Genomic DNA, 17,247 nt, shown 5'->3' on the forward strand with positions numbered 1-17,247 from the left:
AGTTTAATCACATCTCACCATCTTGCAAAGATTCCAATAATGCCGGATGATCCGCCGCGCCGCTAACCGCAGCCGAGGGGAGGGACAGCCGTGCCACGCAGGAAGGGCGGTGATCTGATCGCCGAATTTCTCGTTCGCGAGAAGATCGAACATGTTTTCGGGATTTGCGGGCATGGCAATGTCGGCATGCTCGATGCGCTGCACGGCGTGCGCGACAAGGTGGCGCTGATCTCGCCGCGCCATGAGCAAACCGCCGGCCACATGGCGGACGCCTATTTCCGCGTCAAACACCACCCGGCCGCGACGCTCACCTCCTGCGGCCCCGGTTCGGCCAATCTGGTCATGGCGCTCGCCAATGCCTTCGCCGATTCTTCGGCCTTTCTCGCGATCACCGGCGACGTCCCGACCCAGCAATTCAACCGCGGCCCGTTCCAGGAACTCTATCGCCATAAGGAAGCCGATTTCCCCTCGGTCTGCCGGCCGGTGGTCAAGCGCAGCTTCCAGCCGACGCGGGTCGATATGCTGCCGCACACGCTCCGCCTCGCCATGGATACCATGCTCGGCGGCAGGCCGGGGCCGGTGCAGGTCGATGTGCCGTTCAACGTCTTTCAGGAAGAGGCCGACATCACGCCCGAGCCGGACCCGGCGCCGCGCGCACGCCGCGCCGGCGCCGATCCCGAGGATGTCGCGCGGGCTGTCGCGATGCTGGCTCAGGCGCGGCGGCCGGCGCTGTTCATCGGCCATGGCGTGACGCTTGCCGAGGCGTCCGGCGAACTCACGGCGCTCGCCGAGCGTCTTGCCATTCCGGTGATCGCCTCCCCCAACGGCATGGGCTGTCTTGCGATGGGCCATCCGCTTTCGCTCGGCTTCATCGGCCGCAACGGCGCCTATCCCGCCAATCAGGCCGGCCGCCACGCCGATCTCGTGCTCGCGGTCGGCGCCCGCTTCGATGATCGCTCGGCATCGTCGTGGATGGAAGGATATTCGTGGAATTTCCCGGCGACCAAGCTCATCCATGTCGATGTCGATGTCAGCGAGATCGGCCGCAACTATCCCGCCGATCTCGGCATCATCGCCGATGCCAAGGTGTTTCTTCGCCAGATGCTGGCCGAGTGCGAGCGGCGCGGCGAGGCGCGGCCCGAGCGGCGCGAATGGCTCGCCGAGATCGACCATTGGCGGGCGGAATGGGAGGCCTTCACCCGCCCCAATTTCGCGCTCGACACGACGCCGCTCCGCCCCGAGCCGGTGGTCGCCGCGATCCGCGCGGTGTTGCCCGATGACGCCATCATTTCGCTCGACTCGGGGGTTCATCACAATTGGTTCATGCAGTTCTGGGAAGCCCGCCAGCCGCAGACGATGCTCAATGCCTGGGGATTTTCCGGGATGGGGTTTGGCGTCTCCGGCATTCTCGGCGCGAAACTCGCGGCTCCCGAGCGGGTCTGCGTCTCAGTGTGCGGCGATGGCGGCTTCACCATGACGCCGCATGTGCTCTGCACCGCGGTCGAATATGATATTCCCTGCATCTGGGTGATCTGGAACAATTTCGCCTGGGGCGCTATCCGCGACATCCAATACGGCCTGTTTGGCGGGCGCGAAATCGGCACCGCGTTTTATGCCGGCGAGAACCGCGCCCCCTACAACCCCGATTTCGCAGCCCTCGCCCGCGCCCATGGCGTCGCCGGTGTCACCATCACCAAGATCGGCGATCTCGCGCCGGCGCTGGCGGCGGCGATCGCGTCCGGAAAGCCCGCAGTGCTCGATGTTCATGTCGATGCCGAGGTGCGCCCGCCGGCGACCGGCGCCTGGGCGCTGCCGCCGATCCCGCACAAGGAGCCGGCGTTCGGCCGGCGCCAACGCGGGGCGGAGATTGTCTCGACCGCCGGCGGCGCGTGAGCGATGCCGCCATCATCATGATCGCCGGACGAAACCGGCGCGAACCAAGGGAGGGTTGAAAATGACGAGGCAAGGACGCGTTCGAACGGGCGCCGCTTTTCTCGCCGCCGCGTGTCTCGCGCTCGCAGCCCCGGCGGCGCGGGCAGAAGACGGGCCGATCCGGGTCGGCTGCTCGATCACCGAGACCGGCCCCTATTCCCCGCCCGCGGTTTTCGAATTGCAAGGCTACCGGCTCGCCGCCGAGGAGATCAACAAAGCTGGCGGCCTGCTCGGGCGCAAGGTCGAGATCGTGAATTATGACGATCAGGGCAATCCCTCGACCGCGGTGCAGCTCTACCAGAAACTGATCTCTTCCGACCGCGTCGATCTGCTGCTCAGCCCGTACGAGACCGATCTGATGTCGGCGGTGGCGCCCCTGGTGACACGGGCGAAGAAAGTGATGCCGTCGCTCGGCGCCAATGTCGATGCGTTTCAGGGGCAATTCCCCTATCTCGTGCAGGCGATCACGCAGACCCCGCGCTATATGGGCCCGGCGATCGATCTCGCCGCGAGCCGTGGCTACAAGACCATCGCGCTTCTCATCCAGAACACGCAATTTCCGCAACAGCTCGCCCGCGGCATCGAGCAAGAGGCGGCGGCGAAGGGTATGCGCGTCGTCTTCAAGGAAAGCTTCCCGCCAACCACTACCGATTTCAGCGCCCTCGTTCTCAAAGCCGCCGAGACCCATCCCGACGTGATCGTCGGCGCGACCTATCTTGCGGATTCCGAAGGCATCGTGCGCGCGGCCAAGGCGCAAAACATCAACGCCAAGATGTTTGCCTTCAGCATCGGCCCGGTCGAGCCGGAATTCGGCCGCGGTCTCGGGAACGCGGCGAACGGCGTGTTTGGCACGACCCTCTATTTCCCGAGCCTGCACACCGCCGGCAATGCCGAATTCGTCGCCGGTTTTCAGGAGAAATTCGGCCGCGCGCCGGATTATCACGCTGCCGTCGCCTATGCGAGCCTCAAGGTGCTGGCGGACGCGGTGCGCAAGGTCGGCAGTCTCGATCAGGATAAAATCCGCGAGGCCCTGCTCGCGACCTCGACCGATACCGTCGCCGGGCATTTTCAGTTGAGCCCGACCGGTCTTCAAATCGGCTATACCAGCTACGTCCTGCAATGGCAGAACGGCCAGCAGGCGCTGGTCTGGCCCGCCGATCAGGCCACCGCCGCGCCGGAATTGCCGCATGGCGCCTGGTAGCGGCGCGCCGTGGCCAGCATCACAGCACTCGTCATTCTTGGCCTGCTCTGGGGCGGCGTCTATCTGCTGATGGCGGAAGGGCTGAACCTGATCTATGGCGTGATGAAAGTGGTCAATCTCGCGCATGGCGATCTGATCGTGTTCGGCGGCCTGCTCGCTTACACGCTGTTCGCCCATGCCGGGCTGACACCGATCACCGCCCTGCTGCCGGTCGCCCTTGCCCTGTTCGCGCTGGGCGCCGTGATCCAGTGGGGCGTTCTCGAGCGCATTCCGCTTGGCGGCGCCGCGGGTGAATTGCGCACCCTGCTTGCGACCTTCGGGCTTTCCTACGTGGTTTCGAACACGAGTTTCCTGCTCTGGGGCGGGCAGTTTCAATCGATCCCGTTTTTGCAGGGAGCGCTCCGCCTCGGCCCGCTCGCGATCCCGGAGGGGCTGCTCGCCTGCTCGCTCGCGGCTTTCGTTGCGGCCCTTCTCGTTCATTTCTGGCTGCATCGGACGATGGCCGGCAAGGCGCTCCGCGCGACCGCGGAATCGCCCCTCGGGGCCGCGAGTTGCGGGCTCGAGATCGGGCGCATCCGCATCATTGCTTTCGCCCTCGGGGCGGCGATGGCGGGCGCGGCCGGGGCGTTGGTGATTGCGCTGGTGCCGTTTCAGATTGCGAGCGGCGGCGATCTCACCGTGCAATCCTTCACGCTGATCGCGCTCGGCGGCCTCGGCAATTATCTTGGCGCCTGGATCGCGGCCGAGATTCTCGGTCTCACCGAAGTCATGTCGCAATATTATCTCGGCCCCGACATCGCGAGCGCGGTGATTTATCTCTTGTTCATCGCCGTTCTGCTGTTTCGCCCGCAAGGCCTGCTCGGCCGCGTCGGGCGGATATGAGCGCGCCATGACACGGTTGCTGATCGAGAGCGCGGCCCTTGCCGGGCTTGCGCTCGCCGGCTTCCTGATTGCCGCCGGTGCCAATGCCTATATCGTGCAGGTGCTGTTCTCGACCGCGCTCGCGGTGACGCTGGCGGTGGGCTGGAACCTGATCGGCGGCATGGCGGGCTATGTCTCGTTCGGGCAGGTCGCGTTCTTTGGGCTCGGCGCCTATACCGCCGCGCTCGCGATGTTGAACTGGGCGCTGCCTTGGCCGCTCGCCATTCTCTTCGCGGCCCTGATTGCCGCCCTCCTCGCCTGGCCGCTTGGGCGGATCATGCTGCGGCTCTCGGGCATCTTCTTCGCGCTCGGCATGTTCGGCCTGGCGCGCGTTCTACAGATCATCGTCAACGCGCTCGCGATCACCGGCGGGCCGATGGGCACCGCGATCCCGGCCGCGGAGGGGCCGGCGGCGACGGCGATGGCGATGGTGGCGCTGGCGGCCGGCGCCATCGCGCTGACGATGGCGATCAGCCGCGCGCGTTTCGGGCTGCGGCTTGCGGCTCTCCGCGACGACGCGATCGCCGCCGCCGCCGCCGGGGTCGATACCGGACGGGTCAAGGTCGCGGCGTTTTGTCTCAGCGCCGGCCTCGCCGCCGCCGCTGGCGCGCTTTATGCCCGCAATGTCGGCTATATCGATCCCGCCAGCGGGTTTGCCGGCACGATCGAATTGCAGACCGTGCTGATGGTGCTCGCCGGCGGCATCGGCACGGTGTGGGGGCCGGTTTTGGGTGGGGTCGTGATCTCGCTGCTCAGCACCGCGCTCTGGGCAAGATTTCCGACCGAGCAGCAGATCATCCTCGGTGCGCTCACCCTTTTGCTTGCGGTCGCGATGCCGGGTGGCCTCGCTTCTCTCCCGCCGCTCAGTTGCTGGCTCCGCCGGCCGAGGCTCGGCGCGTTCGCGCCGGTGGCCGCGCCGCCGGCGCCCGTCGCCGCGGCCAGCGACGGCGCCGGCGCGGTTCTCGCTTGCCGCGCGCTCGGCAAGCGCTTCGGCGGCGTCGTCGCCGTCACTGGCGTCGATCTCGCGGTCGCGCCGGGGGAGATCCTCGCCGTGATCGGCCCGAACGGCGCCGGCAAAAGCACGCTCTTTGACATGATCTCGGCATTTTCCGCGCCGAGCAGTGGCGAGATCCGCTTTCGCGGCGAGCTTTGCGCGATGCCGCCGCATCTCCTGGCGCGCGCCGGCCTTGCGCGGACATTTCAGACCAGCCGGCTCTTTCCCCATCTCACCGTGTTCGAGACGGTTCTGCTCGCCGCCTGCTCGCGCCATCGCCGCTGGCGGGACGCCGTGTCCGCGGCGAGCGCGCTGCTGGTTGCGATCGGCCTCGCGGAGGATGCCGAGCAGTTTCCCGATGCGTTGCCGCCGGGGCGCCAGCGTTTGCTCGAGATCGCGCGGGCGCTGGCTCTCGCGCCGGCGGTCTTGCTGCTCGATGAGGCGATGGCGGGGATGACGGCGGCGGAAATCGCGCGGGTGCAGGCGGTGTTGCGCGCGGCGGCGCAGCGCGGCACCGCGATCGTTGCGATCGAGCACGTGCTGCCGGCGATCGCGACGCTGGCTTCGCGGGCGCAGGTGCTCGACAATGGCGAGACTATCGCCGAAGGTCTGCCGGCCGCGGTGCTCAGCGACCCGGTGGTCATCGCCGCCTATCTCGGCAGCGACGACATGGCGGTTGCGTGATGAACGCGGGCGCGCTGCTCGAGGTCGCGGCGATTTCGGCGGGATATCGTCGGGTCACGATCCTACATGCGATCAGCTTCGCGCTCGCGCCCGGTGAGCGTCTTGCCGTGGTCGGGGCCAATGGCGCCGGCAAAACCACGTTGCTGCGCGCCATCATGGGCCAGATTCCGCTGAGCGCGGGGCGGATCCGCTTTGCCGGCGCGGCGCTCGACGGCACCTCGATCGCCGCGCGCGCGCGTGCCGGTCTCGGCTATTGCCCGGAGGGACGCCAGCTCTTTCCGCTGATGAGTGTTGCGGAAAATCTCGAACTCGGGGCGGCGCGCGTCGCGGCGGCGGAGCGGCGGCGGCGGCGTGAGGAGGTGCTGGCGATTTTTCCGCGTCTTGGCAATCTGCTCGGCCGCGATGCCGGGCTTCTTTCGGGGGGCGAGCAGCAGATGGTTGCGATCGGCCGCGCCCTGATGGGCAGGCCACGGCTGTTGCTGCTCGATGAGCCCTCGACCGGGCTTGCGCCACGGATCGTCCATGAACTCTATGCGGCGCTGGCCGGTCTGGCTGCGGTCGGCGTCTTGGTCGTCGAACAGAATGCGCGCGCTGCCTTGCGCTTTGCCGATCGCGCCATCGTGCTCGCGGACGGCGCGATCGTCGCCGCGGCGCCGGCGGCGGAATTGCGCGACGATCCGCGCGTGGTCGCGGCCTATGTCGGCGCCGGGCGCGTGGCCGCGGCTTGACGGAAAAGGGCGCGAAAACCTACGCTCATGACGAGAAGAAAAGGGAGGGGCGATGATGCAGGCGGGGGACGCGGATGCGGAAGCCTTGGCGCGGCGCTTTGCGGCATTGCCCGCATTGCTCACGGAAGACGATGATCTTCGCCGGCGGGGCGCGGAATTTTGCACGACCTGCCTGATCGGCATCGCCGCGATCCCGTTTCTCCTGACCGTCGCGCCGGGGATGACAGTGCATCTCGCCCGTGGGCCGCATCTGATGCGTTCGTTCGATTTTTCAGTGCGCGGTACAGCGGCGGCGTGGACGCGATTTTGGCAGGCGGTGCCGCCGCCGGGCTGGCACGATCTTTTTGCCCTCACCAAACGCGGCGAGATGACCATCGAGGGCGATTTGCATCCGTTCATGGCGCATCTGCAGGTGATGAAGGATCTTCTCGCCCTGCCGCGCCGGCGCGCGGGAGCCTGACATGGCGGAGAGCGCGACGATCGAGCCGATCATCGGCCGCTATCTCAACCTCAGCATCGCCGGGCGCCGGCAGCGGCTTTATTTCGAGGAGGCGGGCAGCGGCATTCCCCTGCTCTGCCTGCACACCGCCGGCGCAGATGGCCGGCAATGGCGCCATCTCATGGCCGATGAGGCGATATCCCGGCATTTCCGTGTCCTTGCCTTTGATCTTCCCTGGCACGGCAAATCGAACCCGCCGGAGGGCTATGAGCGCGAGACCTACCGCCTGACCACGGCGGATTATGTTGCGACCATTCGGGCATTTTGCGCCGCCCTCGCCCTCGATCGCCCGGTTGTGATGGGATGCTCGATCGGCGGGCGCATCGTGCTCGAACTCGCGATCGCGCATGCGCGCGAATTCCGCGCTCTTATCGGCCTCGAAGCGGCGGATTTTCAGACGGCGTGGTACGATACCGCGTGGCTCAACCGGCCGGATGTGCATGGCGGCGCGGTGTGCGCGGCATTGGTGTCCGGCCTGATCGCGCCGACCAGCCCGGAGGCCGCGCGCCACGAGACACTCTGGCATTATCTCCAGAGCGGGCCGGGGATTTTTCAGGGCGATCTCTATTTCTACCGTGTCGATGGCGATCTGCGCGGCCGGGTTGCCGGCATCGATACCCGAACATGCCCGCTCTATCTCCTCACCGGCGACTATGATTTTTCCTGCACGCCCGAAGATACCAAGCGCACCGCGGCGCAAATTCCCGGCGCCGAGATCACCATCATGAGCGAACTGGGGCATTTCCCGATGAGCGAGAACCCGGCGCAGTTCCGCCGCTATATCCTCCCCGTGCTCGAGCGCATCCGCGCCCAGCCGGAGGCCGGGCAATGAGCGCTTTCGGACGGCGCACATTGCTTGCTGGCGCCGCGATGATGGCCGCGCCGCGTGTCGCGCGCGCGGCCGAAGAACGCCCGATCAGGATCGGCGTTTTGAACGATCCCAATGGTGTTTATGCCGATAATGGCGGTCTTGGTTCGGTGATCGCAGCACAATTGGCGGCGGAGGATTTCGGCGGCGCCGTGCTCGGGCGGAAAATCGAGGTGATTTCTGGCGATCATCAGAACAAGCCCGATCTCGCCGCCGGCATCGCCCGCGAATGGATCGATCGCCAGGGCGTTGATGTCATCGCCGATGGCGCGTCATCGGCCGCCGGGCTCGCGATCCAGCAGGTCACCCGCGAAAAGCAACGCATCTTCATCATCACCGGCCCCGCGACATCCGATCTCACGGGGAAAGCCTGCTCGCCGTTCGGCTTTCATTTCAGCTATGACACCTACGCCCAGGCCAAGGGCACCGCGACGGCGTTGACGCAGAATGGCGGCGAGAGCTGGTTCTTCATCACCGCCGATTACGCGTTCGGCGCCGCGATGGAACGCGATGCGCGGCGCTTCGTCGAGCAAAGCGGCGGCAAGGTGCTCGGCAGTATTCGCCACCCGCTCGGCGCCACCGATTTTTCCTCCTATCTGCTCGCCGCCCAAAGCTCGGGCGCCAAAGTCATCGGCCTTTGCAATGCCGGCACCGATACGCAAAACACCGTGAAGCAGGCATCGGAATTCGGCATCGTCCGCGGCGGCCAGCGCCTCGCGGCGCTGGTGATGTTCATCACCGACGTGATTGCGATCGGTCTGCCGACGGCGCAAGGCCTGGTGTTGACGACGGCGTTCTATTGGGACCGCACGCCCGCGACACGGGCCTGGTCACAGCGCTTCATGGCCCATAAGCCGAAACCGCCGAGCATGCTGCAAGCCGGCGTCTATAGCGGCGTTCGCCATTATCTGCAGGCGGTCAAGGATGGCGGCACCAGCGATCCGGTTGCCGTCGCCGCGCGCATGCACCAGACCCCGGTCAATGACATGAACAATACCAACGTCACCATTCGCGCCGATGGCCGGCTGATGTGCGCGATGTATTTGATGCAGGTGAAATCGCCCGCCGAGTCGAAGGCGCCGTTCGATGTCTATCGTGAGATCGCGGCGATGGCGGATGGCGCCGCGTTTCGCCCCGCGAGCGAGGGCGGTTGCCCCCTGGTTGCATCGCGGGGCACGCCATGAGCGCCGCCGGGATGATCGGCTGCATTGGGCTTGGCGTCATGGGCGAGCCGATTTGCCGCAATCTCGTGCAGAAATCCGGGCGGAGGGTAATCGGCTTCGATACCCGGGAGGCGCCGCTCGCGCGTCTTGCCGCCCAGGGTGTGTGCGCCGCCGCCGGGGTTGCCGAGGTGATGCGCGAGGCCGATTTCGTGTTTCTCTCGCTTCCCAGCGGGCGCGAGGTCGCGGCGCTGTGCGCGGGCGCCGAGGGATTGCCGGCGCAGGCCCGGCGCGGGCAGATCATCGTCGATCTCGGCACCTCGCCGCCGGCGCTGGCGCGCGATCTCACCGAGCGGTTCGCAGCGCGCGGCGCCGGGTTCGCCGATGCCCCGGTCGCGCGCACCCGGGCCGCCGCCGAGCGGGGTGAGCTCAGCGTCATGGTCGGCGCGGCGCCGGAGATTTTCGCGGCCTTGCGACCGCTCCTCGAAAATTTCGCGACCGACATCACCCATTGCGGCCCGCCCGGCGCCGGCCAGGTGGTGAAGATCCTCAACAACATGGTGCTCGCCGAAACCGTCGTCGCGCTTTCGGAGGCGCTCGCCATCGCGCGCGGCGAGGGTGTCGATGGCGCGTTGCTGTTTGAGGCTCTGGCGCGGGGTTCGGCGGATAGTTTCGCGCTCCGCAATCACGGGATGAAGGCGCTGCTGCCGGGCGAGTTTCCTGAACGCGCGTTTTCGGCGGTCTATGCGCGCAAGGATCTCGGCTACGCGCTCGATCTCGCGCGAGCGCAGGGTCTCCCCGTCGCCGGCGCGGAAAACGCGGCGCAGCTTCTCGAGCGCGCCATCGCGGCGGGGGACGGCGAACGCTACTGGCCGGTTTTGAGCCGCGCTTTCACGCGCAGCCGATGATGGCCCGCGCCGTGATATTGCCCACGCGGCCTGATAAATTCCCCGATCAGCGCGGCAGCAGCAGATATTCCGCCCCGCGCGCGTTCATCCGCCCGGCGCGATCGGCGGCGTCTTTGTCCCAGCCGAAAAAGATATCGGCGCGCAGCGGCCCGGTGATGGCGCCGCCGAGATCCTGTGCGACCATCAGCCGCGCGAGTGGCGCCTGTTTCAGCGGGTCGGTGGTCGCGATGAAGACGGGCGCGCCGAGCGGGATAAATTCGCGGTCGATGGCGAGCGAGCGCCCCGGCGTCAGCGGTGCGCCGAGCGTGCCGGGCGGGCCGAGATCGGCGGGATAATCGCGCAATTCACGAAAAAAGACGTAGTTCGGGTTCTCCTCCATCACCGCTTGCGCCGCTTTGGGGTGCGCGGTCAGCCAGGCGCGGATGGTCTGCTCGGAGATCTGATCGGCGCTGATCTCACCGCGCGCAGCAAGCAGGCGGCCGATCGGCACGTAGGGCCGGCCATTCTGTCCGGCATAGGCCACCCGCACCAGCGTGCCATCCGGCAGAGCGATGCGGCCGGCGCCTTGGATTTGCAGGAAAAACGCATCGATCGGGCTATTGACCCAAAGGAGCGCGAGGCGCTGGCTGACAAGCGCCCCGGCATCGATTTCGGCGCGCGTCGGGTAGGGGGCGAGGCGACCATTGACGACCCGCCCGACGATATGGTGGCCCTTGAGATCAGCGGCGAACTCGCCGAGATCGGCGGTGACGAGATCGAGCGGACGGCCGAGCAACGGCGTCTGGAACGCGCCGCCCGGGCTGCGCGCGCCGTGCAAGGTCGGCTCATAATAGCCGGTATAGAGGGCATCACCCTGGCTTGCGTCACCAATTTGGTAAGGCTGAAACCCGGTTTCGAAGAAATGCCGGGCCGCGTTCTGATCCCCCGCGGGGACGTGGCGGGCTTGTTCGCAGAGCCCGCGCCACGCTTCTGCCCGACCGCCGCGCGTCGCCGCGAGCCCTTCGCCGCCGAGCCGCTGATCCGCCGGCATCACCGCCAGCCGCGCGCAGCTCCGCATGAAGGTGCTCAGGGCGGCGGCGCTGTCATCCTGCGCCCAGCCCGGGAGATCGGTGAAGGCGACTGGCGCCAGCGTCATAGACGGCGATGATGACGACGGCGCGGGCGGCGCGACGCAAGCAGCCAGCATGAGCGACAGGGTCAGCCCCGCCGCCAGCAGCCAGGATCGGCGCCGCAAGATCTCGCCTTCACGCATCGAAATTCCTCGGGACTCAGTGGCTTTGCGCCGCCGCCAGCCGCCAGGTCGGATCGGCGCTGGTGAGGTCGCGCTCGAAAACCCAGAGATCGGTGATCTCGGTCACCGCCTCGTTGCCGTGGACGATTTCGCCGTTTGGTCCGCGGGTCAGGCTCACCTGATCCGAGACGAAGCGGACAGTGATGCTGGCGCGCGTGCCGGCGAGGGCGGCATCGGTGATGGTTGCGGCGAGCAGCGCCTTGATCTCGGTCTCGAGGGTTTCGCCGGCGGCTTCGCGGGCGCTGATCGCGGCCTCGAAAACCTGCCGAGTTTCCGGGCCGAGCAGCGGCGCCAGCGTGGCGCGATCGCCTTTCGCATAGGCGGTGACGATGAGGCGAAAGGCGCCCTCGGCGCCGATCAGGAACGCCATCGGGTCGAAGCCGCGATCGATGCCGCGCATCTGCGCGAGCGTTTGCGCGGCCGGGCTGTCGGGCGGGGGAAAGCCGCGGGTCGGCGCCGGCGGCGCGGTGACGGGTTCGGCATGGCCCTCGATCACGGTGCCGCCCTCGGCGAGGCTCGGCGGCGAGGCCGGGCGCTCGAAGCCGGTGCGCCGGCCAAGCACGCTGCGCAGCCGGAGCACCAGAAACAACGCGATCATCCCGAATAGGATCAGATCAATCGGAAATCCGCTCGCGCCCATACCGCATCCTTTCCCGCCATCTGTCTCGCCGCCGCCAATGACCTTCGTCCATCGTCTAGTGGCTGGCGTCTAGTGGCTGGCCTGCGCGAGGCCGGCGAGGTCGATCCGCGGGCGGGCGCCGTAATGGCCGATCACCGCCGCCGCGGCGCGGCTGCCGAGCCAGCCGCTGGCGGCAAGGCCGCGCCCTTGGCTCAGGCCGGTCAGAAAGCCCGCCGCATAGGCGTCGCCAGCGCCGGTGGTATCGACGACCTTCGCCGGCGCCGCCGGCACCATCGCCTGCTCCGCGCCCTGGACGATCAGGCTGCCGCGTTCGCTGCGTGTCAGGACCGCGAGCGGCACCGCCTGCCGTGCTGCCGCCGCGGCGCGGTCGAAATCATCGGTCTCGAACAGGCTGGTGATCTCCGCCTCATTGGCAAAAAGGATATCGATCGTCGGCAGCAGCGCCCGGAAGGCGTCGCGATGGCGGGCGACGCAAAACGGATCGGAGAGCGAGAGCGCGACCTGATTGCCGGCCGCGCGCGCAAGGCTGGCGGCGGCGCGGAAGGCGGCCTGGGCCGGCGCCGGGTCGAACAAAAACCCCTCAAGATAGAGAGTTTTCGCCGCCTTGATCAGAGCATGGTCGAGATCAGACTCGCTGAACGTCACCGAGGCGCCGAGAAAGGTGTTCATCGTCCGCTGCCCGTCTGGGGTCACGAGGATGAGGCAACGCGCCGTCGGCGCGCCGTCGGCGAGCGGCGGCGTCGGATAGTGCACGCCGGCGGCGACGATATCGTGGCGGAACACCGCGCCGAGCTGATCGGCGGCGACCTTGCCGAGAAACCCGACGCGCGCCCCAAGCCCGGCCGCGACCGCCGCGGTATTGGCGGCCGAGCCACCGCTGCTTTCGATCCCCGGCGGCATCGCGCCGTAGAGAGTTTCGGCGGCGGTGGCGTCGATCAACTGCATGACGCCTTTGGTCATGCCGTGCTGGCCGAGAAAATCTTCCGCGACGGGGGCCACGACATCGACGATGGCGTTACCGATGCACAGGAGATCAAGAGACGGGGAGGGGGCGGCGACAGGCGTCGCGGAAGACATGGCAGGCTCCGATCGAGAGGACGGGCCGGCACGAAAGCCGGCGAAGTTCGGCGGTAGCATCGCCTCGGCGAGGGCACAACCCGGGTTGCCGTGCGCGACGGGTCCATGATAGCCATGAGATCTCGCATGGCCAACCAGAGGGGCTCAATAGGAGCCCCAGGGGGGAGCTACCGTGTTCAAACGCCGCAAGCCCGAGGATGTGCCGACGGCCACTGTCGCCAAGCGCGATTCCCGTCAAACGGAGTCCCATGCCGCGACCCAAGCCGGCTCTCTTCTGCCAGGGCAGACCCCTGGGCAAACCGCGCCGCCTGCCGGCCGGGCTGAGCCGGGCTCCGGCCCGCTCGCTGCCCTCACCGGCCAGCCATCCGACCCCGGCATCGGTGTGCCGCCATTCCGCCCCGCCCCCTCGAAGGAGACGCCCATGAGCCGTACCCCCCTCACGCCACCGCCAACGACCATGCCTCCGGCGGGAGGCCAGGGTGCGCTTGCTGGCGGGCTTGCCGCTGGCGCGATGACGCGGCCGGCCGGTCGGCTCGGCCGCGACGATAGCGGTGAACGCCGCACGCTCGTCGTCGGCCGTGGGATCAGCGTCCAGGGCACGGTGCAGGACGCCGAGCGCCTGGTGGTCGAGGGCACGGTGGAAGCGAGCATGATCCACGCGACCGAGCTCGCGATCGCGCCCGGCGGCGTGTTCAAGGGCGAGGTTGAGGTCGAGGAAGCGGAAATCGCGGGCACCATCGACGGCACTCTGACCGCGCGCGGCAGCCTGATCATTCGCGCCTCCGGGCGGGTGCTCGGTACCGCTCGCTGCCGGCGCTTGCAGGTCGAAGATGGCGGACAGATCACCGGCCGGATCGAGATGCTCGGCGATACCGTCCGTCCGGAGATTCCGAGAGGCGAGATCCCGCGAGGTGAACTCGCCCGCGGCGAAGGACCACGCCCGAGCGCACCCGAATCGGCGGCCTGAGATCAGGATCTGGCGGCTTCTCTGAGGTCGCGCGCGGCGCACCGAGCCCCTGCCGCGTCGCACCGGAAAGGCCTCTTCGCCGGCAAATCCGCAGGCGGCTCGGTGCCGCCGCTTTGTTCGGGAATCTCGGGCGTGGCCGGCCTTGACTTCGCTGGGGTGGGTCGGCATTGTCCGGCCGCCGTCGCGGCGTGGGGCTGTAGCTCAGCTGGGAGAGCGCCTCGTTCGCAATGAGGAGGTCAGGGGTTCGATCCCCCTCAGCTCCACCACCCGCCACGAAACCGCCGATCCCGGGGTCATACCCCGGGCCGGTGCACGCGACGGATTTTAGGAAACCTTTGGGAAATCTTGAGGAAATCGCCGGGCGCTCGGCCATTTCGCGCGGGCGTGTGCGCCCGAGAGCGGCCCCGAGAGCGGTCCCGAGAGCGGCCATGTCAGCCGCCGATCACAAATTCGTGATCATAGGAGAATCTTATTTTAAGACGGTGTGTCGTTAACTAGATAGTAACTCATGTACAGCACCATCTTTTCCATGTTGAATAACGCTTCCCTCTCAGCTTTCTCGATCACCCCCGGGGCCCCGCAGAACCTGCGCCCCGGTGCTATCCTGCCGGTGCGTGATCTCACCAACAGCATGGTGAATGGCCAGCCCAACACCAGCCAGCAGGCGAGCCCGCAAGCCCAGCCGAGCAGCCAGCCAGGCCAGCCTTTCTCGCTCCCCCCCCTGCCGCCAGGGCAGGTTCTGCCACGTGGCTCGCTGCTCAATCTTTCGGTCTGACGCCGGCGGTGTGATCAGGATAGCCTGACGGTCTCAGCGTTCGCGCCGCACTCGCTTGCGCCGGGCGAGCGCGGGCAGACGGCGCCGCTCTTCCGATCTCAGTCTCCCAACTCTCTCAGGCGGCCTTCTCCGCCATCGCGGCGTGATCGGACGTGGTGACGCGGCGGAGATCGCGGCGTTCCTCGGCGGGAAACGGCCGGCCGCGATGCAGCGTGCAGCGATTGTCCCAGATCACCAGATCGCCCGCTTGCCAGCGATGGACGAAGACGAACTCGCGGCGGGTCGCGAACTCGATGAGATCGCGGAGCAGCAGCCGACCCTCTGGCACCGGCCAGCCGATGATGTGCGAGGCGTGGGAGGCGAGATAAAGCGTCTTTCGCCCAGACCCCTGATGAACCCGCACCACCCGCTGCATGACCGGCGGTAACGCGGCCTTTTCGCTCTCGGAAAATTCGCTGAAGCCAAGGCTTGCGCGCGAGTGCATGATCGAATGCTCGGCGCGGAGATCCGCGATCACCGCCTTGGTCTCGTCATCGAGCGCGTCATACGCGGCGCGAAGGTCGGCGAATTCGGTCTCACCACCGCGCGAGGGCACCGCATGGGCATAAAGCAATGACAACCCGCCCGGCGGGTCGCGGAAGGAGCTGTCGGTGTGCCAGAGCATATTGCCGAGATTGAACATCCGCCGCGCATCATCGCGGCGGTGGACCTCGTTCTGGGGGTTGATGTTCGAGACATCCGCCATTTCCGGCCGCGCGAGGCGGCGCTGGTTGGCGGCGCGATGGACGCCGATATTGATCTCGGGTGGCCCGAACAGGCTCGCGAAGGCGATTTGTTGCTCATCCGTCAGCGTCTGCCGGCGTAACACCAAAACGGCGTAGCGGCCGATCGCCTCGGTCAGTTCGGCAACCAGCGGTGCTGCGAGCGGCGCCGAGGCATCGACGCCGCTCACCTCGGCGGCGAAAAGCGGGTGCAGCGGCGTGATCGTGAGAGCCATGGCTGTTTCCTCCGCGACGACGTCGTTCGTTTTGTGGGCCAAGCCAAGCGCGGCCGGGCGTGATATGTCAAGCCGCCGCGCCTTGCCCTATTCGACATAGATGCGGATTTCGCGCGCGGTGACGCCTTTCTCGGTGCGTGCCGAGGTGCTGATGTCATCGCCGGGGATGCCGTCATTGGTCATCGCGTCCTCGAGCCGGCGGACGTCATAGCGGCCGTTTTCGATCGCACGGCTGTCTTTCTCGGGATCGCCGGAGGCGGGCACCACCGTGACGACGTGGTATTTCGCGTCCGGGCGGCGGGTTTGCGCCAGCTCCAGCACCGATTTGAGCTGCGTGTCATAGTTGAACGGGGTGCCGTCGAAACGCACCGTCATCAGCGGCAGCTTGCTTCCGGGTTTCAGCGCCTCGGCGACGAAATCCGGCGCCGGCGCCACTGGCTTCGCGCCAAACGTGGTCTGGTCGATGATCTTGCAGCCACCGAGCATGATGAGCGCGGCAACGGCAACGGCAACGGGGCAAGCGCGGCGCGTGGTGGGCAGCATCGGCGGCTATGATTTCTGGGCGCGGGGAGAAGTTGCGGAAAACGGGTGACAAGCGCTACCGTCGTGGGTCTCTATACCCTATATAAAGGTTGCCTTTTGCCAACGTCAACGACACAGCTTAGGGTAGAGACCATTTAGTTAATTTATCGTCAAAGTTTTATTGCGTTTCTGATGAATTTAGCGTAATCTTAGACTGAGTTAGGGTTTTTATGGAAAAGGAGGGTGGAATGGGTTATACAAGGCCGATTTTTGGAGGGCTAATTGCGGCGGCTCTCGCATGCGGGACGGCGCTTGCCGCGCCAATCACGGTAACGTGGGATCCTGCAGCTTCTGGTCTCAACGCGACTGTTTCGTCGATCACACAAAACAACCAAGTGGTCAGTGATTTTTCGACCACCGTCATCAATGCGACTACGGGGGCGTTCACTGACACTGGTTACCTTCCGATCACGCAATTTCAGCTCAACGGCGCAGGTGTTTCAAACGGCGGGCTGACGAGTTCGTACTCCCTCTATTATGAATTTACCGCCACCGGAACGTTTTCATATAACGGATCGCCTGGGTTTAACCCCGGTGGAACAGACAATGCTACGTTCACTGGTCTCACTTACTCGCTCATCGGGGCCAATGGTGGTGCATCCTTTACTTTTGCCAACCCCACGGCGAATCCGACGATATCCGGGACGACGGGGGCGGTGACTCTGGCGGGTGGTAGCTTGAGCCCTTCCGGAGGGTCATCGGGAAGTGTTACAGGTGGATTACCGTCAGCGCAGGTTTTTGCCACATTTGTTCCAAACAGCTCAGAGAGTGGCTTCTTCATCGCGCCGCCAATCACCGGTTATGTGGGGCTTAATCTCGATTCGGCATTTACGAATACGACTTCTGTCGTCTCCCTGTCATCTTCTGGAGGCGATTACTACCTTCAGGTTAACGGCGGCGGCGGTGATGCCAATTTCGCAGTCCCAGAGCCGAGTTCCCTGGCCCTCCTTGGCTTCGGCCTTTTGGGTCTTGGTTTGATGTTCCGGCCAAAAACGGCCTGACGGCGGCTAAGCGGCATTGACG

The 17,247-nt window shown here is 66.5% G+C and carries 17 protein-coding genes and 1 tRNA gene; 13 read left to right on the top strand and 5 right to left on the bottom strand.

Annotation, left to right across the window (positions count from 1 at the left end; translation table 11 throughout):
• Positions 1–90 precede the first annotated feature (90 nt).
• The 9 genes from DEF76_RS04060 (at position 91) to DEF76_RS04100 (ending at position 9,895) form a co-directional block, all read left to right on the top strand.
• A complete protein-coding gene (locus DEF76_RS04060; protein WP_114911231.1) occupies positions 91–1,893 on the top strand; it encodes a thiamine pyrophosphate-binding protein in 1,803 nt (600 codons plus the stop codon).
• 61 nt (positions 1,894–1,954) lie between these two features.
• Complete coding sequence (locus DEF76_RS04065; protein WP_162800472.1) at positions 1,955–3,133, top strand: amino acid ABC transporter substrate-binding protein; 1,179 nt, start codon at positions 1,955–1,957, stop codon at positions 3,131–3,133.
• A 9-nt stretch (positions 3,134–3,142) separates the two neighbouring features.
• Positions 3,143–4,015 carry a branched-chain amino acid ABC transporter permease gene (locus DEF76_RS04070; RefSeq protein ID WP_114911233.1) on the top strand — a complete coding sequence of 291 codons (873 nt, stop codon included), beginning with the start codon at positions 3,143–3,145 and terminating at the stop codon, positions 4,013–4,015.
• A gap of 7 nt (positions 4,016–4,022) precedes the next feature.
• A complete protein-coding gene (locus DEF76_RS04075; protein WP_114911234.1) occupies positions 4,023–5,732 on the top strand; it encodes a branched-chain amino acid ABC transporter ATP-binding protein/permease in 1,710 nt (569 codons plus the stop codon).
• On the top strand, positions 5,732–6,460 hold the full coding sequence (locus DEF76_RS04080; RefSeq protein ID WP_114911235.1) for an ABC transporter ATP-binding protein: 729 nt from the start codon (positions 5,732–5,734) through the stop codon (positions 6,458–6,460). The genes DEF76_RS04075 and DEF76_RS04080 overlap by 1 nt, the downstream gene beginning before the upstream one ends.
• Before the next feature lie 52 nt (positions 6,461–6,512).
• Complete coding sequence (locus DEF76_RS04085) at positions 6,513–6,920, top strand: hypothetical protein (protein ID WP_114911236.1); 408 nt, start codon at positions 6,513–6,515, stop codon at positions 6,918–6,920.
• 1 nt (position 6,921) lies between these two features.
• Positions 6,922–7,791, top strand: coding sequence for an alpha/beta fold hydrolase (locus DEF76_RS04090; protein ID WP_114911237.1), 870 nt, complete (start codon positions 6,922–6,924; stop codon positions 7,789–7,791).
• Positions 7,788–9,011: an ABC transporter substrate-binding protein gene (locus DEF76_RS04095; protein ID WP_114911238.1), complete on the top strand. Its 1,224-nt coding sequence runs from the start codon at positions 7,788–7,790 to the stop codon at positions 9,009–9,011. Before DEF76_RS04090 ends, DEF76_RS04095 begins: the two co-directional genes overlap by 4 nt.
• Entirely contained in the window at positions 9,008–9,895 is an 888-nt protein-coding gene (locus tag DEF76_RS04100) for an NAD(P)-dependent oxidoreductase (RefSeq protein ID WP_205216102.1), read from the top strand. The genes DEF76_RS04095 and DEF76_RS04100 overlap by 4 nt, the downstream gene beginning before the upstream one ends.
• Before the next feature lie 46 nt (positions 9,896–9,941).
• Here the strand turns inward: DEF76_RS04100 and mltA are convergent, their stop codons facing one another.
• The 3 genes from mltA to DEF76_RS04115 form a co-directional block, all read right to left on the bottom strand.
• Complete coding sequence (gene mltA / locus DEF76_RS04105) at positions 9,942–11,147, bottom strand: murein transglycosylase A (RefSeq protein ID WP_114911239.1); 1,206 nt, start codon at positions 11,145–11,147, stop codon at positions 9,942–9,944.
• A 16-nt stretch (positions 11,148–11,163) separates the two neighbouring features.
• Positions 11,164–11,826: a Tim44/TimA family putative adaptor protein gene (locus DEF76_RS04110; RefSeq protein ID WP_114911240.1), complete on the bottom strand. Its 663-nt coding sequence runs from the start codon at positions 11,824–11,826 to the stop codon at positions 11,164–11,166.
• A gap of 69 nt (positions 11,827–11,895) precedes the next feature.
• Entirely contained in the window at positions 11,896–12,903 is a 1,008-nt protein-coding gene (locus tag DEF76_RS04115) for an adenosine kinase (protein ID WP_114911241.1), read from the bottom strand.
• Between the two features lie 421 nt (positions 12,904–13,324).
• On the opposite strand from DEF76_RS04115, the gene DEF76_RS04120 reads away from it, so the two are divergent.
• The 3 genes from DEF76_RS04120 (at position 13,325) to DEF76_RS04130 (ending at position 14,645) form a co-directional block, all read left to right on the top strand.
• Positions 13,325–13,870, top strand: a complete 546-nt coding sequence (locus DEF76_RS04120; protein WP_114911242.1) for a bactofilin family protein — start codon at positions 13,325–13,327, stop codon at positions 13,868–13,870.
• Positions 13,871–14,060: 190 nt separating this feature from the next.
• Positions 14,061–14,136, top strand: a tRNA-Ala gene (locus DEF76_RS04125).
• 242 nt (positions 14,137–14,378) lie between these two features.
• Complete coding sequence (locus DEF76_RS04130) at positions 14,379–14,645, top strand: hypothetical protein (RefSeq protein ID WP_114911243.1); 267 nt, start codon at positions 14,379–14,381, stop codon at positions 14,643–14,645.
• A gap of 115 nt (positions 14,646–14,760) precedes the next feature.
• Here DEF76_RS04130 and DEF76_RS04135 read toward each other — a convergent pair whose 3' ends face one another.
• Together DEF76_RS04135 and DEF76_RS04140 are read right to left on the bottom strand one after the other, a co-directional pair.
• Positions 14,761–15,642, bottom strand: a complete 882-nt coding sequence (locus DEF76_RS04135; RefSeq protein WP_114913648.1) for a TauD/TfdA dioxygenase family protein — start codon at positions 15,640–15,642, stop codon at positions 14,761–14,763.
• 87 nt (positions 15,643–15,729) lie between these two features.
• Positions 15,730–16,185 (bottom strand): hypothetical protein, encoded by a 456-nt coding sequence (locus DEF76_RS04140; RefSeq protein WP_114911244.1) that lies wholly within the window; start codon positions 16,183–16,185, stop codon positions 15,730–15,732.
• 227 nt (positions 16,186–16,412) lie between these two features.
• Between DEF76_RS04140 and pepA the strand changes: the two genes are divergently transcribed.
• The gene (pepA, locus tag DEF76_RS04145; RefSeq protein WP_162800473.1) at positions 16,413–17,225 is read left to right on the top strand and encodes a flocculation-associated PEP-CTERM protein PepA; all 813 of its coding nucleotides are present in this window, start codon (positions 16,413–16,415) and stop codon (positions 17,223–17,225) included.
• Positions 17,226–17,247 lie beyond the last annotated feature (22 nt).

It is taken from the genome of Acidibrevibacterium fodinaquatile (assembly GCF_003352165.1).
Lineage (GTDB): Bacteria > Pseudomonadota > Alphaproteobacteria > Acetobacterales > Acetobacteraceae > Acidibrevibacterium > Acidibrevibacterium fodinaquatile.

Excerpts from the sequence above, each read along its gene's own strand:
- DEF76_RS04065 (WP_162800472.1), top strand. The coding sequence starts at position 1,955 with ATGACGAGGCAAGGACGCGTTCGAACGGGCGCCGCTTTTCTCGCCGCC.
- DEF76_RS04075 (WP_114911234.1), top strand. The coding sequence starts at position 4,023 with ATGACACGGTTGCTGATCGAGAGCGCGGCCCTTGCCGGGCTTGCGCTC.
- DEF76_RS04080 (WP_114911235.1), top strand. The coding sequence starts at position 5,732 with ATGAACGCGGGCGCGCTGCTCGAGGTCGCGGCGATTTCGGCGGGATAT.
- DEF76_RS04085 (WP_114911236.1), top strand. The coding sequence starts at position 6,513 with ATGATGCAGGCGGGGGACGCGGATGCGGAAGCCTTGGCGCGGCGCTTT.
- DEF76_RS04090 (WP_114911237.1), top strand. The coding sequence starts at position 6,922 with ATGGCGGAGAGCGCGACGATCGAGCCGATCATCGGCCGCTATCTCAAC.
- DEF76_RS04095 (WP_114911238.1), top strand. The coding sequence starts at position 7,788 with ATGAGCGCTTTCGGACGGCGCACATTGCTTGCTGGCGCCGCGATGATG.
- DEF76_RS04100 (WP_205216102.1), top strand. The coding sequence starts at position 9,008 with ATGAGCGCCGCCGGGATGATCGGCTGCATTGGGCTTGGCGTCATGGGC.
- mltA (WP_114911239.1), bottom strand. The coding sequence starts at position 11,147 with ATGCGTGAAGGCGAGATCTTGCGGCGCCGATCCTGGCTGCTGGCGGCG.
- DEF76_RS04110 (WP_114911240.1), bottom strand. The coding sequence starts at position 11,826 with ATGGGCGCGAGCGGATTTCCGATTGATCTGATCCTATTCGGGATGATC.
- DEF76_RS04115 (WP_114911241.1), bottom strand. The coding sequence starts at position 12,903 with ATGTCTTCCGCGACGCCTGTCGCCGCCCCCTCCCCGTCTCTTGATCTC.
- DEF76_RS04120 (WP_114911242.1), top strand. The coding sequence starts at position 13,325 with ATGAGCCGTACCCCCCTCACGCCACCGCCAACGACCATGCCTCCGGCG.
- DEF76_RS04130 (WP_114911243.1), top strand. The coding sequence starts at position 14,379 with ATGTACAGCACCATCTTTTCCATGTTGAATAACGCTTCCCTCTCAGCT.
- DEF76_RS04135 (WP_114913648.1), bottom strand. The coding sequence starts at position 15,642 with ATGGCTCTCACGATCACGCCGCTGCACCCGCTTTTCGCCGCCGAGGTG.
- DEF76_RS04140 (WP_114911244.1), bottom strand. The coding sequence starts at position 16,185 with ATGCTGCCCACCACGCGCCGCGCTTGCCCCGTTGCCGTTGCCGTTGCC.
- pepA (WP_162800473.1), top strand. The coding sequence starts at position 16,413 with ATGGGTTATACAAGGCCGATTTTTGGAGGGCTAATTGCGGCGGCTCTC.